We start from the raw sequence: 19,826 nt of genomic DNA on the forward strand, positions 1-19,826 counted from the left end.
GCGGTCTCGAACGGGTCCGCCCCGCCGGGCGCGGCGGTGCTCCGGCATGGGCCGTCCACACAGGACCGGAAGCGCCCGGTCCTCAGACCCGCCAGGTGTGGAAGCCCTGCCCCGACTTCGCACCCAGCCGCCCCGACTCGACCATCTCGGTGAGCAGCGGGCACGGGGTGAAGGCCGGGTCGGACAGCAGGTCGCGCAGCACCAGCAGGGTGTCCCGGACGGTGTCCAGGCCGATCAGGTCGGCGGTGCGGAGCGGGCCGGTGGCGTGGGCGAAGCACTGCTCGAAGACCCGGTCCACGGTGGCCGCCGGCGCGGTCCCCTCCGCCACCACCTTCACCGCCTCGTTGACGGCCAGCATCAGCACCCGGTTGGTCACGAACCCGGGCGCGTCGGACACCACGATCGCGGTCTTGCCCAGCGACGACAGCACGTCGACCACGCGCGCGAGCACCGCGTCCGACGTCCGCGGGCCGCGGGCCACCTCGACGGCCTCCTTGACCGGCGCGGGGTTCATGAAGTGGGTGACCAGCACCCGGTCCGGGTGGGCGGTCGCCGCCGCCAGCACGGCCACCGGGATCGCCGACGTGCACGACGCCAGCACGGCGTCCGGCGCGCACAGGCCGTCCAGCTCGGCGAACAGCCGTTCCTTCACCGCGACGCGCTCCGGCGCGCACTCCACGACGAAACCGCACCCGGCCACCTCGCCGAGCTCGGCCGTCCAGCGCAGCCGTGACGACACCTCGGCGGGGTCGACGCGCGTGCCGCCCGCCAGCGCCCGCAGCCGCACGCCGGCGCGCACCCGGCCCGGTCCGGCGGCCAGCGCCGCCGGGTCCGGGTCGACCACGACCACGTCGTGCCCGGACGCCGCGAAGCACTGCGCCACCCCCGCGCCCATGACCCCGGCGCCCACCACGCCCACCCTCACCGCTGCCTCCCGTCGACGAGCCGCACGTGCGCGGGCGGCGCGGGCGGCTCTGGGGACGGCCGGGCCAGCAGCATCCGGTCGCCGTCCCGCTCCACCGGCTCGAACCCGGCGAACCGCAACGTCACCAGCATCACCTGGTTGACCGGTGTGCGCCGGAACCGCGCCACCGGCCGCCGCCCCCGCTCCAGCGCGTCCCGCACGATGTCGCCCAGCAGCACCGAGCCCACCCCGCGCGACATCACCCGGCACGACATCAGCAGCAGCTCCAGCACCGCGTCCCCGCCGACGTGCGCCACCACGGCCAGCCCGATGGCCCCGTAGTCGCCGAAGCGGTCCCGCAGCCGCGCCACGAGCACGTCGTGCCCCGGTGACGCGCACAGCGCCCGCAGCTCCGCCACGTCGTAGGTGAGCCCGGTCGTGTTGAGCTGGTGCGTGCGCGCGGTCAGCTCCCGCGCGCGCTCCAGGTCCGCCTCGGTCGCGGTCAGGACGGTCAGCTCCAGGTCGAGCGACGCCAGGAACCGCGCCGACGACCCGCCGAAGTCCCGCTCGGCCTCCGCGCGCCGCCGTTCGGTCAGGTACGCCTCGCGCCGCCGCCTCGACTCCGGCGTCACCGGGCCGGGCCGGAACTCCGGCAGCGCGGCCAGCTCCCCCACCCGCTCGGCCGGGTAGCAGCGGACCTGCGGCAGCGCCGCGGCGACCTCGGCCAGCTCCACGGCGTCGTTGTCGGTGAACGCGATCGTGTCCAGCCCGATGTTCAGCTCGGCGGCGATCCGGCGCACGGCCTCGGACTTCGGGCCCCACCCGACCTCCAGCGCGCAGAACATCCGGTGCAGCCCGTGCTCGGCGAGGTGCGCGAGCGCCGCGGCGTGCTCACCCCGACTGGCTACCGCGTGCAGGACGCCGCGCTCGTCCAGGGCCTTGAGCGCGGCGACCGCCCCCGGGCGGGGCACGGGGCGGTCGCCTTCGAGCACGACGCCGTCCCACAGCGTGTCGTCCAGGTCCCAGACCAGGCACTTGACCAGGGGCCCCGGCACGGCGGGCCCCGTCACGGCCGGCCCCGCAGGGCGTACCCGCCGAGGTGCTGCTCGGCCACTTCGTCGGCTCCTTCGATGATCCGCATGACCGCCGCGTCGCGGTGGAACCGGCCGACGGTGCTGTCCGCGTCGACACCGGCCGCGCCGTGCAGCCGCACGGAGTGCTCGGCGACGACCGAGGCGGCCCGCGCGGCGGCGTACTTGGCCAGCAGGGTCTCGGCCAGAGCCGCCGGGTCGCCCTGTTCGCGCAGCGCCGCGGCGTGGGCGCACAACCGGTGGGCCGCGCGGACCTCCACCAGGCAGCGGCCGAGCACCGCGCGCACGGCCTGGTGGGACGACAGCGGCGTGCCGCCCTGCGCCCGGGACGCGACGTGCTCGACGGTGCGGTCCAGGCAGGCACGCGCCATCCCGGCGCAGCCCCAGGCCACGGTGAACCGCCCGTGGTCCAGCGCGGTGCCGACCACGTGGGTGAGCCCGAACCCCGGGGGCGCGAGCACGTCGGCCACCGGCACGTCGTCGAAGCGCACGTGGGCGATCCGCGCCGCGCGCATCCCCAGCTGCCCGGTCACCGGCTCCACCGACACGCCCGGCTGCCGCGCGTCCACGAGCGCGGTCACCGGCAGGCCGTCCCGCGAGGCCAGGACCAGGAACACGTCGGCCAGGCCGCCGAAGGTGACCCACCTCTTGCCGCCGCGCAGCCTGCCCGCGTCGAGGGTCGTCCCCACCGCCGCCAGGTCGCTGCCCGCGCCCGCCTCGGTCGCGGCGAAGCCGGCCAGCCGCTCACCGGAGGTCAGGGCGGGCAGCCAGCGGGCGCGCTGGCGGGCGTCGCCCCAGCGCAGCACCGCGGCGGCCACCATGCCCTGCACCGTGACCAGGGCGCGCAGCGCGCTGCACACCCCGCCGAAGTCCTCGCACAACCGCCCCACCTCGGTCGGCGACCAGTCCCGGCCGCCGTAGCGGGCGGGCACGTCGGGCGCCAGGAACCCGGCTCCCGCCACCGCCCGCACCACCTCGTCGGGCACGCCGCCGTGCCGGTCCCACCCGGCCGCGTCGGCGCGCACCGACTCCGCGAACGCCCCGGCGGCCGACGGCATCCCGGCTCACCGCGCCGCGGCGAGCTTGCCGCGCACGAACGCGGCAATTCGGTCCATGGTCCGGAAGTTGTCCAGGTCGAGGTCCTCGACGTCCACCTCGATGCCGAACTCCTTTTCCACGTGGGTGACCAGTTCCAGCGCGAGGAGCGAGTTCACGAGACCGAGCGCGAAATAGTCCTGATCGGGCTCCAGGTCGATTTCCGGGAGCACCGAGGCGAAGAAGGCGCGCAGGCGCCCGACGATCGCCTCCGGATCGCCGGTCGTGCCGAAGCCGCTGGCCACGTGACCTCCCCAGGTGAAGTCCCGAGCAACGTAACACGGTCCGGCGGTGCCGAAGGAGGACACTTCGGCAATTCGCACGCCGACCCGAATAATTCTCAGGTTCACCTGGGCGCGGTGGTGCGGCCGATCGGCGGTTGCCCCCGACGGACGCCGCTGGAAACGTCGACGACCCGGCGGGCGCATTCATCGGCAATACCGGAGTCGACTGGCGGAATCGCACATGGCTGTCGAGCACGTGGTGGCGGGAAGCGTCCACGACCTCTTCGCGGACCGGGTCCGCGCGGACCCCGACCTGACCGCCGTGGTCTGCGGCCGGCACGCGCCGACCTTCCGCCAACTGGCCGAGCGGGTCGACCTCGTGGCCGGGGGCCTGCTGGCCCGGGGCGTGCGCCCCGAGGAGCCGGTGGGCCTGTTCCTCGAACGCGGCGTGGACGCGGTGGCGGGCGTCCTGGCGATCCTCCGCGCCGGCGGCGCGGTCCTGCCGCTGACCACCGACCTCCCCGACGCCCGGCTGGCCGAACTGCTCGCGGACGCCGGCGCGGCGGTCGTGCTCACCCGGCGGCGGCTCGCGCACCGGCTCCCCACGGGCCGCACCCCCGCGGCACGGGCCGTGCTCGTCGAGGACGACCACCCGCCACCCCCCGCTCCCCCACCCCGCGTCACGCCCGACCACCTCGCCTACGTGCTGCACACCTCCGGCTCCACCGGCCGCCCCCACGGCGTGCTGGCCACCCACCGCGGCCTGCTCGCGCTGCACGCCCACCACGCGCGCGGCCTGTTCGCCTCGCCCACCCGCCGCAAGGTCGCGCACACCGCCGGTCTCGGCTTCGACGCGATGTGGCTGCCGCTGCTGTGGATGCTGGCCGGCCACGAGCTGCACGTGGTCGACGACGACACCCTCGCCGACCCGCGGGCGCTGGTCGCGCACCTCGTGGCCGCCGGGATCGACGTGGTGGACGAGACCCCGTCGCGGTTGCGCGAACTGCTGCGCGCCGGGCTGCTCGACGGCCCCGTCCGACCCGGGACGGTGGTCACCGGCGGCGAGCCGGTCGACCCGGACCTGTGCGCGCGCCTCGTCGCGGCGGGCGTCGAGGCCCACAACGCCTACGGCACGACCGAGGTCGCGGTCGAGAGCCTGCTGTGCCCGGTGACCGACGTCGACCGCGCCGTGCTGGGCCGCCCGGTCGCGGGCGCCCGCGCGCACGTGCTGGACGCCGACCTGCGCCCGGCCGACGAGGGCGAGCTGTACCTCGCCGGCCCCGGCGTGGCCCGCGGCTACCTCGGCCGGCCCGGGCTGACCGCCGCGTCGTTCGTCGCCGACCCGCACGGCCCGCCGGGCGGCCGGATGTACCGCACCGGCGACCTGGTGCGCCGCCGCCCGGACGGCCTGCTCGACCACCTCGGCCGGGTCGGCGGGCACGTCAAGGTGCGCGGCGTGCGCGTCGACCCGCGCGAGGTCGAGGCCACCCTGCTGCGGCACCCGGACGTGACCGCCGCGGCCGTGGTCCCGCGCGGCACGGGGCTCGTCGCCTACGTGGTGGCGGACTGCCCGCCCGAGGCGCTGCGGTCGTTCGTCGCGGACCTCCTGCCCGCCCAGGCGGTGCCGTCGGCGGTGGTGCCGCTGGAGGCGCTGCCCCTCACCGCCAACGGCAAGGTCGACCGGCGCGCGCTGCCCGGACCGCGCCCCGCCGGGCCGGTGGTCGCGCCGCGGACGCCGGACGAGGAGCGGGTCGCCGCCGTGTGGCGGGACGTGCTGGGCGTCGAGCGCGTCGGGGTGCTGGACGACTTCGTGGCGCTGGGCGGCGACTCCGTCCTGGCCATGCGGGTCGCGGCCGGACTGGGCCGCGACCTGTCCGCGCGGCGGGTGTTCGCGCTCGGCACGGTCGAGGCGCTGGCCGCGCACCTGTCCGGGGCCCACGCCGGACCCGACGCGCCGGAGGCGCCCCGCGACGCCGCCGCGCCGCTGTCGCTCGCCCAGGAACGCCTGTGGTTCCTGGACGAGTTCGCGCCCGGCGGCGCGGAGTACACCACCACGTCGGGCTTCCGGCTGCGCGGCCGGCTCGACCGGCACGCCCTGGGCGCCGCGCTGAGCGCGCTGGTCGCCCGGCACGAGCAGCTGCGCACCACCTTCCACACCGTCGACGGCCGCGGCACGCAGGTCGTCGGGCCGCCCCGCCCGGTCGAGCCGGAGCAGGTGGACGAGGCCGGGCTCGCCGACTTCGTGGACCGGCCGTTCGACCTGCGCGCCGGGCCGCTGTTGCGGGCCGCGCTGGTCGCGGTCGCGGAGGACGAGCACCTGCTCGTGCTGTGCGTGCACCACATCGTCACCGACGGCTGGTCGACGGGTGTGCTGGCCGAGGAGCTGGGCCGGTGCTACACCGCCGCCGTCCACGGCGCGGCGCCCGACCTGCCGCCGCTGCCGCTGCGCTACACCGACTTCGCCGTCCGGCAGCGCGCCCGGTCGACCGGCGCGGTGCTGGACGCCCAGCTCGCGCACTGGGAGCGGCGGCTGGCCGGGATGGCGGTGCTGGACCTGCCCACCGACCGGCCGCGCCCGGCGGTGCGCACCACGGCGGGCGCGACGCACCACCGCACCGTGCCGCCCGCCGCGGCGGCGGCGCTGGCCGAGCTGGGCCGCTCCCGGGGCGCGACGCTGTTCACCACCCTCGTCGCGGTGAGCCAGGCGTTCCTGGCCCGCACGACCGGGCAGCGCGACGTCGCCGTCGGCACGGTCACCTCCGGCCGCGACCACCCCGACCTGGCCGGTCTCGTCGGGTTCTTCGTCAACACCGTCGTGCTCCGCTCGCGGGTCGACCCCGCGCAGACCTTCGTCGACTTCCTCGGCGAGGTCAGGGCGACCGTGCGGGACGCGCTCGACCACGACGAGGTCCCGTTCCACCGCCTCGTGGAACTGCTCCAGCCCGAGCGCGACGCCGGGCGCTCGCCGCTCGTGCAGGTCGTCGTGGCGCTGCACAACACCCCGTCCGGCGCCCCGGCCATGGCCGGCCTGGAGGTGTCGGCGTTCGACCCGCCGCGCCGCTCCGCGGTGTTCGACCTGGCGCTGGAGTTCACCCGCGACGACGACGGCCTGCACCTGGCCGCGGAGTACCGCACGGACCTGTTCGACGAGGCCACGACCGCCCGGCACGTCGACCACCTCCTGGTGCTGCTGGCGGGCGTCGCCGCCGACCCGCACCGGCCGCTGTCCCGGCTGCCGCTGCTCGCCGCGGACGAGCGGCGGCGCGTGCTGCACGACTGGCCCCCCGGCGCGCCGAGCCCGGACCGCACGGTGACCGGCCGGTTCGCCGAGCGCGTCGCGCAGCGGCCGGACGCGGTCGCGGTCACCTGCGACGGCGCGTCCCTGACCTACCGCGAGCTGGACGCCGCGGCGAACCGGCTGGCCCACGACCTGCTGGCCCGGGGCGTGCGGCCGGAGGACCGGATCGGGTTGTGCGCGCCGCGCGGCCTGCCCGCCGTCGTCGCGCTGCTGGGCGTCCTCAAGGCCGGCGCGGCGTTCGTGCCGCTGGACCCCGGCTACCCGCCGTCCCGGCTGGCCGACATGATCGCCGACTCCGGGACGTCCCTGGTGCTCGTGCCCGCCGACCTGCGCGACCGGCTGCCCGCCGGGACCACAACCGCGGACCCGACCGCGCCCGCGACCGGCCCGGCGCACGCCCCGCCGGTCGTGGTCGCGCCGCGCACCGCCGCGTACGTCATGTTCACCTCCGGCTCCACCGGCCGCCCCAAGGGCGTGCTGGTCGAGCACCGGTCGGTCGCCCGCCTCGCCGAGGGCGACCCGTTCCCGATCGGCCCGGAGGACGTGGTGGCGCAGTGCTCCACGCTGTCGTTCGACGCCTCCACGTTCGAGATCTGGGCGGCGCTGCTGTCCGGCGCGCGGCTGGCGGTGTGCTCGCGGACCCTGCTCTCGCCCGACGACCTGCGCGGGTTCACCGCGGAGCACGGCGTCACCGTGCTGTGGCTGACCGCGGGCCTGTTCCACGAGATCGCCGCCGCCGACCCCGGCGCGTTCACCGGCCTGCGCCAGCTCGGCTGCGGCGGCGACGTGATCTCGCCCCAGCACTGCGCCGCCGTGCTGCGGCACGTGCCGGACCTGCGGATCGTGAACGGCTACGGCCCCACCGAGGGCACCACGTTCGCCGCCGCGCACGTCGTGCCGCCGTCGGTCCTCCCGGGCGCGCCGCTGCCGATCGGGCGGCCGATCACCGGCACCCGGTGCTACGTGCTGGACGACGACCTCGCCCCGGTGCCGGTCGGTACGCCCGGACAGCTGCACATCGGCGGCACGGGCCTGGCGCGCGGCTACCTGGGCCACCCCGGGTCGACGGCGCGGCGGTTCGTGCCCGACCCGTTCGGGCGGGGCACCCGGCTGTACCGCACCGGCGACCTGGCGCGCTGGACCGCCGACGGGGTGCTGGAGTTCCTGGGCCGCTCCGACGACCAGGTCAAGATCCGCGGCTTCCGGGTGGAACCGGGCGAGGTCGAGGCGGCGCTGCGCCGCCACCCGGACGTCACCGAGGCCGTCGTCGTGCCGCACGAGCACGTGCCCGGCCACAAGCAGCTCGTCGCCTACGTCGTCGCGGGTGCCACCGCCGACGAGCTGCGCGCCTTCCTGGCCTCGACCCTGCCGGCCCACCTCGTGCCCGGCGCGTTCGTGCTCCTGGCGGCGTTGCCGCTCGCGGTCAGCGGCAAGGTCGACCGCCGCGCCCTGCCGCCGCCGCGCCCGCGGTCCACCCGGGCGCACGTGCCGCCGACCGGGCCGCACGAGCAGGTGCTCGCGCGGGTGTGGGCGGAGGTGCTGGGCGTCGAGCGGGTCGGCGCGGACGACAACTTCTTCGCCCTCGGCGGCGACTCCATCCTCAGCATCCAGGTGGTGTCCCGGGCGCGCGAGCTGGGCGTGCGGGTGACGCCGCGCGACGTGTTCCTGCACCAGACGCTCGCCGGGGTCGCCGCGCACGCCACCACCGGTCACGACTCCCCCGGGCAGGACTCCCCCGCCGCGCGCGAGCCGGCCACCGGACCGGTCCCGCCCACCCCGGTCCAGCGCTGGTTCCTGACCACGTCCGCCGCGCCCGGGCACTTCGCCCAGTGGGTGGTGGTCGACCTCGACCCGGACGTGGACGTCGCCGCCCTGCGCGCCGCGGTCGAGGCCCTGCCCGCGCACCACGACGTGCTGCGCGCCCGGTTCGAGCGGGTCGACGGGCAGTGGCGGCAGCACGTGCCCGGGGAGGACCCGCGCGAGGTCTTCACCACCAGCGCCGAACCGGCCGAGCGGTGCGTGGCCGACCTGCGGACGCCACTGGCCGGCGGACCGCTGTTCCGGGCCGTCCTGACGGCCACCGGGCTGGTGCTGCTGGCGCACCACCTGGTCGTGGACGGCGTGTCGTGGCGGGTGCTGCTGGAGGACCTGGACACCGGCTACGAGCAGGCCAGGGCCGGTCGCGCGGTCGACCTGGGCGCGAAGACCACGTCGTTCCGCGAGTGGGCGCTGCGGTTGCGCGAGCACGCCGAGGCCGGCGGTTTCGCCGACCACCTGGCGCACTGGGCGCGGGCCGTCACCGCCGACGCGGGCGAGGACGGGCCGGAGCTGCCCGAGCACGTGGTGACCGCCCGGCTGCCCGCGCCGGACACGGCGGCGCTGCTGCGCGGCGCGTCGGCCGCCTACCGCGCCGGGGCCGAGGACGTGGTGGTGGCCGCGGTGGGGCGGGTGCTGTCCCGGTGGAGCGGGCTGGATCGCGTGCCGCTGGAGCTGGAGGGACACGGCCGGGAGGAGCTGTTCGCCGGGGTGGACCTGTCCCGCACGGTCGGCTGGTTCACCACCCTGTTCCCGTTCACCGCCGACCTGACCGGGGCGGACGGGTGGGGCGCGGCGGTGAAGGCCGTCAAGGAGCAGCTGCGCGTCGCCCACCGCCACGGCCTGGCCCACGGGGCGCTGCGGTGGCTGACCACGACGCACCCCGCCACCCACCGGCCGCTGGCGCGGGTGAACTACCTGGGCCGCTTCGACACCGCGTTCGCGCGGGTCCGCGGCGGCATCCGGTTGGCCAAGCCGCCGACGACCGCGCCGCGCCTGGACGTCACGGCCGCCGTCACCGCCGACGGCGAACTGGAGTTCGACTGGGTGCACGCGCCGGACGCGCACGCCACGCCGGTGGTGGCGCGGCTCGCCGAGGAGGTGGTGGGCGCGCTGCGGGAAATCGCCGCGCACTGCGCCGGCCCCGGCGCGGGCGGCGCCACGCCGTCGGACTTCCCGCTGGCGCGCCTGGACCAGGCGGAGCTGGACCGGGTCGCGGGCGACGGCCGCTCGGTCGAGGACGTGTACCCGCTGACCCCGGCGCAGGGCGGGATGCTGTTCCACTCCCTGTCCCGGCCCGGCGCGTACGTGGAGCAGCTGCACCTGACCGTGCGCGACACCGACCCGGCCGACCTGGAGCGGGCGTGGCGGCGGGTGGTCGACGCGGTCCCCGCCCTGCGCACCACCCTGGTGTGGGAGGGGTTGCGCGAGCCGGTGCAGGCCGTGCGCCGGTCCGTCGACGTGCCGATCACCCACCACGACTGGCGCGGCGCGGCCGACGAGGAGCGGTGGCGGCGCCTGCTGGCGCGCGACCGGGCGACCGGGCTCGACCCGGCGGCGGAGTCGCTGAGCCGGGTGGCCCTCGTGCGCACCGGGGAGCGCGAGGTCCGCGTGCTGTGGACGTTCCACCACGTGCTGCTCGACGGCTGGAGCGCGTTCCAGGTGCTGTCGGAGGTGCTGGGCGCGCCGCGGGCGCGGCGGCCGTTCCGCGACCACGTGGCCCGCGTGCTGGACCGGGCCCCGGCGGAGGAGCACTGGCGGGCCGCGCTCGCCGGGTTCCGCGGGGCGACCGCGCTGCCCTTCGACCGGCCGCCGGACGGCGCGCACCTGTCGTGCTCGTCCGCCGCGTGCGACGTCGCGCTGCCCGCGGAGGCGTCCGCCCGCGTGCGGTCGTTCGCCCGGCGCAACCGGCTCACGCTGGGCACGGTCGTGCAGGGCGCGTGGGCGCTGCTGCTGGCCCGGCACGGCGGCACGCGCGACGTGTGCTTCGGCCTGGTGGTGTCCGGGCGGACCCCGGACCTGCCCGGCGCGGACACCGTCATCGGCATGATGATCAACACCGTGCCGGTGCGGCTGCGCGTCGACACCGCGGACGTGCCCGGCTGGCTGGCCCGTGCGCAGGCCGCCGGCCGCCCGGCCGAGCACTCCGCGCTGACCGACGTGCGGCGGTGGGCCGGGCTGCCCGCCGGGACGCGGCTGTTCGACAGCGTCGTGGTGGTGGAGAACTACCCGCTGGACCACGACGTCGCGCGGGTCGAGGTCGAGGCGGTGGAGAACACCAACTACCCGCTGCACCTGGTGGTGCGCGACGCCGAGCCGCTGTCGGTCCGGCTCGGCTACGACCCCGACCTGTTCGACCCGGGCACCGCCGCCGGCCTGGCCGACGAGTTCGCGGCGCTGCTGGTGGGCTTGGCGGGCGTGGTGGACCCGGCGGACCTGCCGGGCACGGCGGACCTGCCGGTCGACGACGCCCCCGTCCCGCCGGCGCCCGTCCGGACGGTCCCGGTGGAGTTCGCGCCGCCGGCCACACCGGGCGAGCGGGCGGTGGCGGAGGTGCTGGGCAACGTGCTGGCGGTGGACCGGGTCGGGCGCGCGGACGACTTCTTCGCGCTGGGCGGCGACTCCGTGCTCGCCATCCGGGTCGCCGCCCGGCTCGCGCAGGTCTTCGGGCGCGCGGTGGCGCCCAGGGCGCTGTTCGACCACCCGACGGTCGGCGGGCTCGCGGCGGCGCTCGGGCACACCGCCGCCGAGGACGCCGGGGCGCGGGACTACCAGCTGTGACGAGGGAGGCCGCAGTGCGGGACGAGGACATCGCGATCATCGGGGTCGCCGCGCTGCTGCCCGGCCCCGACGGCGCGGTCGGGCTGGACGGGCTGGCGGGGTTGCTGGCCGGGGGCGTCGACCTGGTCGGACCGCCGTCGCCGACGCGGGTGCGGCACACCGGCGGCAGCGCCGGCACCCGCTACCTGCGCATGGCGCACCTCGACCGGATCGACCTCTTCGACCACCGGTTCTTCGGCATCCCGCTGCGCGAGGCCGAGATGATGGACCCGCACCAGCGGCTGCTGCTCCAGCTCGCCCACGAGGCGGTCGAGAACGCCTGCCTGGCGCCGGGGTCGCTGCGCGGGTCGCGCACCGCGGTCGTGCTCGGCCACTCCCAGTCCGACTACGAGACCCTGTACCGGGGCGAGGACCCGCACCAGACGCTCGGCGCGCTGTCCGCGTCGTCGGCCGCCCGGATCTCCTACCACCTCAACCTCACCGGGCCCGCCTACGTCGTGGACACCGCGTGCAGCAGCAGCCTGACCGCGCTGGCGAGCGCGGTGGACGAGCTGCGCAAGGGGACCGCGGACCTGGCGCTGGCGGGCGGGGTCAGCGTGCGGCCGGTGCTGTTCGCCGAACAGGCGCACACGCCCGTGCGGGGCGTGGAGTCGTCGGACGGCCGGTGCCGCCCGTTCGACGAGTGCGCGACCGGCGCGGTGGCGGGCGAGGGCGGCGCGGTGGTGCTGCTGCGCCGGCTGCGCGACGCGGTCGAGGCCGGCGACCCGGTGCGGGCTGTGCTCAAGGGGATCGCGGTCAACCACAACGGCCACCGGATGGTCGGGCTGAGCGCGCCCAGCCAGGCCGCCCAGACCGAGGTGGTGCGGCAGGCGTGGCGGGACGCGGACGTCGACCCCGCCACCGTGGCCTACGTCGAGTGCCACGGCTCGGCGACGCCCCTGGGCGACGTGATCGAGGTGGACGCGCTGCGCCGGGCGTTCGCCGGGGCCGGGGTCGCCGCGCCGGGCTGCGCCATCGGTTCGATCAAGGGCAACCTCGGCCACCTCGACGGCGCGGCCGGGATGGCCGGCCTGCTCAAGGCGCTGCTGTCCGTGGAGCGCGCCGAGCTGTACCCCACGGCGCACTTCGAGTCGCCCAACCCGCTGCTCGACCTGTCCGGGCCGGTGCACGTCAACCCCGCGCACCGGCCGTGGCCCGAGCGCGACGGCGTGCCGCGCCGGGCCGGGGTGAGCGCCCTGGGCATGACCGGCACCAACGTGCACGCGGTGCTGGAGCAGCCTCCCCCGCGCAGGCCGGCCGGCCCCGGTCCGGCGTTCTCCGGTCCGGCGTTCTCCGGTCCGGGCGTCGAGCTGGTGACCGTGTCGGCGAAGTCCGCCGCCGCGTTCCGGGCCTACCTCGACCGGCTGGCCGACTTCGCCGAGCGCACCGGCCACGACCTACGGACCGTCGCGCACGCGATGAACCGGGGCCGCGACGACCACCCGTTCCGCGGCGCGTTCGCGGTGGGGGGCGCGGAGGAACTGGTCGAGGCGCTGCGGTCGGCCGTGCCGCCCGACGAGGCGGTGCCCGACGACCGGCCCGTCGTGGTGCTGCTGTCCGGCGACGGCGTGCCCGACGACGCGACGTGGGCGGGGCTGGCCGAGGCGTTCCCCGTCCTGGCGGACGTGGTGCTGCCGGAGCGGCCCGCCGCCCGGCTCGTCGTGGCGCAGACCGCGCTGCTCGCGCTGGCCCGGTCGCTGGGCGTGCGGGACGCGCACCTGGTGGGCTCGGGTCCCGGGAACCTCGCCGTGCGCGTGGCCCGCGGCGAGCTGTCCGTCGAGGACGCCGTCGAGGACGCCGGGGAGCTGAGCGCCGAGCTGGACCGCACCCGGCTGGCCCGGGTGGTGGAGCGGTTCGCGGGCGACGGCGCGGTGCTGGTGGACCTGGGCGGCAACGGGGTGCTCACCCGCGAGGTCCGCCGCCTGCGCCCGGACCTGCCGTGCGTGGAGCTGTTCGCGGTGCCGGGACGGAGGGGCGTGCTGCGGCAGCTCGGCGCGCTGTACCGGCTCGGCGCGCGCCTCGACTGGGACGCGCACTACGCCGGGGCCGACGTCCCGCGCGTGGAGGCGCCGACCTACCCGTTCGAGCCGGTGCGCTGCTGGTGCCGCCCGCTCGACGAGGTCGCGGAACCCGGTCCGCTCACCGAGGACACCCGGTTGCGGCCGGTGCTGCGCCGCCCGCGCCCCGCCCCCGGCGGCGCGCCCGAGGACCGGGTGGCGCAGGTCTGGCAGGAGGTCCTGGGCGAGGAGGGCCTGACGCCGGACTCGGACTACTTCGCCCTCGGCGGCACGTCCATCGCCGGGATCAGCGTGCTGCGCGCGCTGGAGCGGGACTTCGACGTGCGGCTGACGTTCGCCGACCTGTACGCCCACCCGACCGTGCGCGCCCTGGCCGGCCGGGTGGCCGAGCTGCGGGAGGCCGGCGGGACGTCCGCGCCCGACGTGCTCGCGCCGGTTCCGCGCGGCGGCGCCCTGCCGGTGTCGTTCGGGCAGGAGCAGCTGTGGTACCTCGACCGGCTCGACCCCGGGACACCGCTCTACAACATCCCGCACGACCTGCGCCTGACCGGTCCGCTCGACGTGACCGCGCTGCTCGCGGCGATCCGCGGCGTGCAGGACAGGCACGAGGTGCTGCGCACCCGCATCGCGGCCGACGACGACGGCGTGCCCCGGGCGTACGTCCGGGAGGGGGAGCCGGAGGTCGTCGTGCGCGACCTGCGCGCGCTGCCGGAGGCCGAACGGCACCGCGAGGCCCGGCGGATCGTCGACGAGGAGGCGCGGCGGCCGTTCGACCTGGCGTCGGGGCCGCTGGTGCGGACCGCCGTGCTGCGCCTGGCCGACGAGGACCACGTGCTGCTGTGGAACTACCACCACATCGTCTTCGACGGCTGGTCCCCCACCGTGTTCTTCCGCGACTTCACCGAGCTGTACCGGGCGGCGCTGGAGGGGCGCCCGCCGGAGCTGCCGGAGCTGCCCGCGCAGTACGCCGACTTCGCCGCGCGGCAGCGCCGCCGCTCCGCCGAGGGCGGGCTGGACGAGGGGCTGCGGTTCTGGCGGTCGGAGCTGGCGGGCCTGCGGTCGCCGGAACTGCCGCTCGACCGGCCCCGGCCGGCCGTGCGCACCGCCGGCGGGGGGATGGTGGAGTTCGAGGTCGCGGAACCCGACGCCGAGGCGATCCGGGCGCTGGGCCGCCGGTTGGGCGTCACCACGTTCGTCACCATGCTCGCGGTGGTCGACGCCCTCCTGCACCGCTGGGCGCGGCTCACCGACGTGGTGGTGGGCGTGGCCACGTCCGGGCGCGTCGACCCGGCCTCGCACGACCTGATCGGCTACTTCAACAACGTGCTGCCGTTCCGCACCGCCGTGCGCGGCGACCTGCGGTTCACCGACCTCGTCCGGCGCTGCGCGCGCACCGTCGCCGACGTGCTCGACCACGAGGAGGTGCCGCTGGAGAAGGTCGTCGCCGAGGTGCTGGAGCGCCGCGAGCCGGGACGGCACCCGCTGTTCGATGTCGTCTACACGTACCAGAACGTGCCGCAGGCGACCGCCGAGCTGGCCGGGCTGCCGTGCACGCGCTACCTGGACGGGGCGATCGCGGGCATCGCGCCCGGGACCGCGAAGTTCGACCTGACCATCGGCGTGGTGGACCAGGGCGCGGGACCGATGAGCGGCTACCTGGAGCACGCCGCGGCGCTGTACGACCCGGCGACCGCGCGGCGGCTGGCGACGTGGCTGCCCGCCGTGGTGGCGCGGGTCGCCGCCGACCCCGACGTGCGGCTGGACGACCTCACCGTCGTGGCGCCCGGTGGTGGAGGACCCGGTGGTGGAGGACCCGGCGGTGGAGGACCCGGCGGTGCGCCGGAAGCGGACGACGTGGAGGTGCGCGTGAACGGCAGCGGTCCACCCCGGGCCGTGGAGGTGCTGACCGCGATCTGCGCGGACCTGCTCGGCGCGGACTCGGTGTCCCCGGACGACAACTTCTTCGCCCTGGGCGGCGACTCCGTCCTGGGCGTGCGGGTGGCGGCGCGGGCCGCGAAGGCGGGCGTGCACATCACGCCGCAGCAGTTGTTGCAGCACCCCACCGTGGGCGGGCTGGCGGCGGCGGCCGTGGTCGACGGCGCACCGATCCCCCGCCCGGCGGCACCCGAGGCGATCGGGCCGGGAACGGTCGGACCGGAAACGGTCGCGCCGGACGCGCGGCCGATCCCGCTGACCCCGATCATGCGCAGCTTCCTGGAGCACGTCCCCGACCGGCGCGGGGACTTCGTCGAGGTGCACGTGGTGGAGCTGACCTCGACCGACGTCACCGCCGACGCGGTCCGCACCGCCGTCCGCCACCTGGCCGCGCGGCACGAACCGCTGCGCTACCGGTTCCGGCGCAACGCCGTGGGCACGCGGGCCGAGTGCGCCGCGGACGCGGAGGTGCCGTTCGACGTGGTGTTCCTCCCACCCGGCGACGAGCGCGAGGTGGTCGCGGCCGACTGCCGGGCGCTCAAGGACGACCTCGACCTGGAGCGCGGGCCGCTGGCGCGGGCGCGGTACTACGAGCGCGGGCACCTGCGCGGCGGGCTGCTGGTGCTGCTGGTGCACCACTTCGTGTTCGACAACATGTCCACCGTGGTGCTGCTGGACGACCTCGACGCGCTGATCGCCGAGGCGGTGGCCGGGCGTGCCGCGACACCCGCGCCAGCGCCGGCGGGGTGGCGCGAGTGGGCGTGGCACCTGCACGACCTGGCGGCGTCCGACGAGGTGGCGGCGGAGCTGGCGTACTGGACGGCCGTGCTGCGCGAGGGCTCGTCCTTCGGGTTGCCCGCGGGTTCCGGCGGGGAGGGGCTGGTGAGCCGGTCGGCGGGACCGGTCCCGGTCGCGTCGGCGTCCGGGCGGGAGGTCGCCCTGTGCGCGACGGCGCTGGGGCTGGCCCGGTGGAGCGGCGCGGACGGCGCCTTCCTGGCGGTGGAGGGCGAGGCGACGCCGAACGTGTACCGGCGTGCCGGGCGGGGACCGTCGATCGGGTGGTTCACCAGCCTGCACCCGGTGTCGCTGCCGGTGGCCGACAGCGCGCGCGCGACGTTGCCGCTCGTGGTGGACCGCGCCCGGTCCGTGCCGCACGACGGCGTCGGGTACGGCGTGCTGCGGCACCTGTCGCCGCACGGCCCCGGGCCCGCGGCGCTGCGCGCCCTGCCGGAGCCTCGGGCGCTGCTGGTGCACGTGCCCGGTGACGTGGCGGCGTTCGACACCGGGGTCGGGCTGCTGCGGACGCGCTGGGACCTGGCGGTGCACCTGAAGAAGGCCATGACGTCCTGGTTCCCGCTGATCGTCGCCGTGTCGGAGCGGGCGGGTGAGGTGCGGGTGGACGTCAACAGCCTGGCCGACTTCGGGCAGTCCGAGGTCGAGGCGCTGGCCGACGGGATCGCCGCGGCCTACGGCGAGCTGGCGTGATCGCCCTCGCGGGCTCGGGGTGGCACCTCGGCGACCCGGTGCCGGTGGAGCTGCTGCCCGAGTGGGCGGAGCTGGACGACGCGGAGCGGGCGGCGTGCTCGGCGCTGGGCATCGGGAGCGTGGCGGTGGCCGGGACGGCGAGCGCCACCGACCTGGCCGCCGCGGCGGCACGTCGCGCCCTGGCCGCCGCCGCGGTGTCCGAGACCGAGGTCGACGTGCTGATCACCGTGGAGTCGCGGGCCCCGGAGACGCTGGTCAGCTCGGACGCGACCCGGCTCCAGGCGGCCCTGGGCGCGCGGCGGGCGATGGCGTTCTCCGTCGGCGGCCTGGGCTGCGCGTCGCTGGCCCCCGCCCTGCTGACCGCGGCGGGCCTGCTGCGCGATTCCGCCGTGCGGACCGTGCTCGTCGCGCACGGCAGCACGCCCGCCACCCCGCGCCGCTACCGCCACCCGGTGACCCTGAACGGCGACAGCGGCGGGGCGCTGGTGCTCACCCGCACCGGCGGGGTGCGCGTGCGGGACGTGCTGCTGGAGACGAACGGCGACTACGCGGACCTGTTCCGGGTCCCCTACCGCGACCGCCCGTTCGCCGAGTGGCGCGAGGAGTGCTCCGACCCGGTGGCGTACTCCTTCCGCCTGGCCGTCGAGACCCGCAACCGGCTGCGCGACCTGACCGCCCGCCTCCTGGCCCGCAACGGCCTGACCGCGGCGGACGTGACGTGCTACCTGGCGCAGAACCTCTCGCTGCCCTCGCACCGCAACTACGCAGAGGTGCTCGGCGTAGTGCTGCACCCCGCCTGCGCGGCCAACCTCGCGCGCTACGGCCACCTGGGGCCGAACGACACCTTCCACAACCTGCACGGCGCCGCCGTGCCGCCGGGCAGCCGGGTGGTGCTGCTCGACGCCAGCCCCACCGCGGCGTGGAGCGCGGTGCTGGTGGAGACCGACGACGGCGACGACGGGACGCACCTGCTGTAGCACCGGCCCGCCGGTTCGCTCCCCGTGACCGGGTGACCACGGCGCGGATACCGCACGGGTACTGTCGGTTTTGTCAGGTTCCCCACGAGAGGTGCGCACCATGGGTCTGTTCGACGCCATCTTCGACAAGGCCAACGAGTTCGTGTCGGGCGCCACGGGTGCGGCCGAGGGCGTCTCCCAGTCCGCGACCGACGCCGCCGCGCAGGCGACGGAGGGCTTCACGGGCGCCGCCCAGGACTTCGGCGGCGCCGCGTCCGACGTCGCGGCCGACGCGACGGGCACCTTCGCCGACGCGTCCGGCACCTTCACCGAGGCCACGGGTTCCTTCACCGAGGCGACCGACGCGGTGACCGACCCGTTCCGCTTCTAGGACGCGCCTCGCGGGTCGTCGTCCCGACGGGAGGGCGACCGCGGGGTCGCCGGTCATCCGGCCGAAGGGGCGGCCCCCCGGATGACCGGCCGTTCCGCGCGCCGGGAGCGTCACGCCCCGGGGCCGAGCAGCGCGTCGCGCGGGTGCACCCGCGTGGTCGCGATCGCGACCGCCTGCAACCGGCTCGCCCGCAGGATCGGGTACATCGCCTCGCCGTGCGTGCCGCCGCTGTCCCCGGTTCCGCCCAGACCGGGGAGGTACGGGGCGTTGGCCAGGTGCGAGTCGTTGACCTTCAGCAGGCCGCCGTTCCTCAACTCGGTCGTGAACCGCTCCACCACGACGGCGTCCTCCGCCCACAGCGAGTTCCGCAGGCCGAACCTGTTGCGGTCGAGGAAGTCCAGGCAGCGGTCGAGCAGGTCCGGGCCGTCCTCGGGCACGACGACCGAGAGCAGCGGGAAGAACTTCTCGCCGCGCACCGCCGGGTTCGCCTCCGCCCGCTCGAACCCGTCGACCCGCAGCACGGTGGGTTCGACGAACAGCCCGTTCGGGTCCGGCTCGCCGTCCAGCCCGACCCGCGCACCACCGCAGACCCGCACGGCGCCCGCGCGCAGCGCCTCGTCGAGGGTGCGCTGGAACGCGGTCGCCCGCAGCACCGGGCTGAGCACCGTGTCGGAGGTCTCCGGGTCGCCCGGTCGCAACGCCGACGCCGCCGCGGCCAGCCGGGCGGACAGCTCGTCGGCGACGTCGGGGTGCACGATCGCGTACTTCGGCGCCACGCACGCCTGACCGGAGGCGTAGAAGGACTCCAGCAGCGCCGCGGTCGCGTGCTCCAGGTGCGCGTCCCGCCAGATCAGCACGCCGTCGTTGCCGGACAGTTCGAGGATCGCCTTCTTGCCGCGCTCGACGCACTTGCGCTCCAGCGCGAGGCCGTAGTCGCTGGAGCCGAAGTAGTAGACGGTGTCGACCGACGGGCTGTCCAACCACTGCCGCATGGTGACCTCGAAGTCGGCGCAGAGGACGTTGATCGCGCCGGGCGGCGCGCCGTGCGCCTCGAACACCGGGATGATCACCTCGTGCAGGGCGTAGCTCAACGACGTCGCGCAACTGCGCGGCACGCGGATCACGACGGCGTTGCCCGCGACGAGCACGAGCATCGCGATCAGGCCGTACAGGGGCGCGTTGGCGGGCGGGTCGACGCACACCACGCCGTCGGCTTGGCGCTGGAGCACGATCCGGTGCCGCGGCGCCGTGAACTCCTGGTGGAGCAGGTCGGCCGCCATCTCCAGGGACTCCGGCCGCATCAGGTCGAGCACGGCGAGGAGCTGCGCCTCGACGAGCACGCGCGGGCAGCCCTCCAGCCGCAGCAGGCGCGCGATCTCCTCGCGGTGCGCGAGGAACGCCGCGTGCAGGTCCCGCACGCAGCCCAGCCGCTCGGCGAGCGGTACCGCGCGCAAGCGGGGCGCGGCGGCCGCGGCGGCGGCCAGCGCCGCCTCCCCCTGCTCCGGTGTGGACAGCGACACCGAGCACAGGACGTGCGGGTGCGCGTGCACCTCCTCCTCGGTGCCCTCGCGCAGCAACCGGAGCAGCGCGGCGGCCTCGTGGCCGCCCGGCTCCAGCACCGAGCGCACGCTCATGCCGTACGCGCGGTCATCGGTCTCGACCCGTTCGCCGGCGATGTAGAGCGGGAAGGCCCGTGCGGCGGCTCGGGCGCTCGTCATCTGTACCAAGTGGACTGTCCTACTTTCGGGTGTAGCCGGGACTGGACCGGGCGGATGTGCGCGATCATCGGGAAAA

The 19,826-nt window shown here is 76.5% G+C and carries 9 protein-coding genes; 4 read left to right on the top strand and 5 right to left on the bottom strand.

The genetic code is table 11. The features are described from left to right. Positions 1-82: 82 nt before the first annotated feature. From J2S66_RS13025 to J2S66_RS13040, 4 genes are read right to left on the bottom strand one after another with little or no spacing between them, the layout of a single operon-like run. Positions 83-925 (bottom strand): 3-hydroxyacyl-CoA dehydrogenase family protein, encoded by an 843-nt coding sequence (locus J2S66_RS13025; RefSeq protein ID WP_310307246.1) that lies wholly within the window; start codon positions 923-925, stop codon positions 83-85. Next, on the bottom strand, positions 922-1,974 hold the full coding sequence (locus J2S66_RS13030) for an HAD-IIIC family phosphatase (protein WP_310307247.1): 1,053 nt from the start codon (positions 1,972-1,974) through the stop codon (positions 922-924). Before J2S66_RS13030 ends, J2S66_RS13025 begins: the two co-directional genes overlap by 4 nt. After that, a complete protein-coding gene (locus J2S66_RS13035; protein WP_310307248.1) occupies positions 1,971-3,053 on the bottom strand; it encodes an acyl-CoA dehydrogenase family protein in 1,083 nt (360 codons plus the stop codon). Before J2S66_RS13035 ends, J2S66_RS13030 begins: the two co-directional genes overlap by 4 nt. Before the next feature lie 6 nt (positions 3,054-3,059). After that, complete coding sequence (locus tag J2S66_RS13040) at positions 3,060-3,335, bottom strand: acyl carrier protein (RefSeq protein WP_371320722.1); 276 nt, start codon at positions 3,333-3,335, stop codon at positions 3,060-3,062. 220 nt (positions 3,336-3,555) lie between these two features. On the opposite strand from J2S66_RS13040, the gene J2S66_RS13045 reads away from it, so the two are divergent. From J2S66_RS13045 to J2S66_RS13060, 4 genes are all read left to right on the top strand, one after another. After that, the gene (locus J2S66_RS13045) at positions 3,556-11,208 is read left to right on the top strand and encodes a non-ribosomal peptide synthetase (protein ID WP_310307249.1); all 7,653 of its coding nucleotides are present in this window, start codon (positions 3,556-3,558) and stop codon (positions 11,206-11,208) included. A gap of 14 nt (positions 11,209-11,222) precedes the next feature. Continuing rightward, positions 11,223-16,685: a condensation domain-containing protein gene (locus J2S66_RS13050; protein WP_310307250.1), complete on the top strand. Its 5,463-nt coding sequence runs from the start codon at positions 11,223-11,225 to the stop codon at positions 16,683-16,685. Next, positions 16,682-17,662, top strand: coding sequence for a 3-oxoacyl-ACP synthase (locus J2S66_RS13055; RefSeq protein ID WP_310307251.1), 981 nt, complete (start codon positions 16,682-16,684; stop codon positions 17,660-17,662). Before J2S66_RS13050 ends, J2S66_RS13055 begins: the two co-directional genes overlap by 4 nt. A gap of 100 nt (positions 17,663-17,762) precedes the next feature. Further along, positions 17,763-18,032: a hypothetical protein gene (locus tag J2S66_RS13060; protein WP_310307252.1), complete on the top strand. Its 270-nt coding sequence runs from the start codon at positions 17,763-17,765 to the stop codon at positions 18,030-18,032. Between the two features lie 110 nt (positions 18,033-18,142). Here J2S66_RS13060 and J2S66_RS13065 read toward each other — a convergent pair whose 3' ends face one another. Then, positions 18,143-19,750 carry an aldehyde dehydrogenase family protein gene (locus J2S66_RS13065; protein ID WP_310307253.1) on the bottom strand — a complete coding sequence of 536 codons (1,608 nt, stop codon included), beginning with the start codon at positions 19,748-19,750 and terminating at the stop codon, positions 18,143-18,145. Positions 19,751-19,826: the final 76 nt, after the last annotated feature.

The organism is Saccharothrix longispora, assembly GCF_031455225.1.
GTDB lineage: Bacteria > Actinomycetota > Actinomycetes > Mycobacteriales > Pseudonocardiaceae > Actinosynnema > Actinosynnema longispora.

What these genes read in the sequence shown, in the direction of transcription:
- J2S66_RS13060 (WP_310307252.1), top strand. Translation starts at nt 17,763, where the DNA reads ATGGGTCTGTTCGACGCCATCTTCGACAAGGCCAACGAGTTCGTGTCG.
- J2S66_RS13045 (WP_310307249.1), top strand. Translation starts at nt 3,556, where the DNA reads ATGGCTGTCGAGCACGTGGTGGCGGGAAGCGTCCACGACCTCTTCGCG.
- J2S66_RS13035 (WP_310307248.1), bottom strand. Translation starts at nt 3,053, where the DNA reads ATGCCGTCGGCCGCCGGGGCGTTCGCGGAGTCGGTGCGCGCCGACGCG.
- J2S66_RS13065 (WP_310307253.1), bottom strand. Translation starts at nt 19,750, where the DNA reads ATGACGAGCGCCCGAGCCGCCGCACGGGCCTTCCCGCTCTACATCGCC.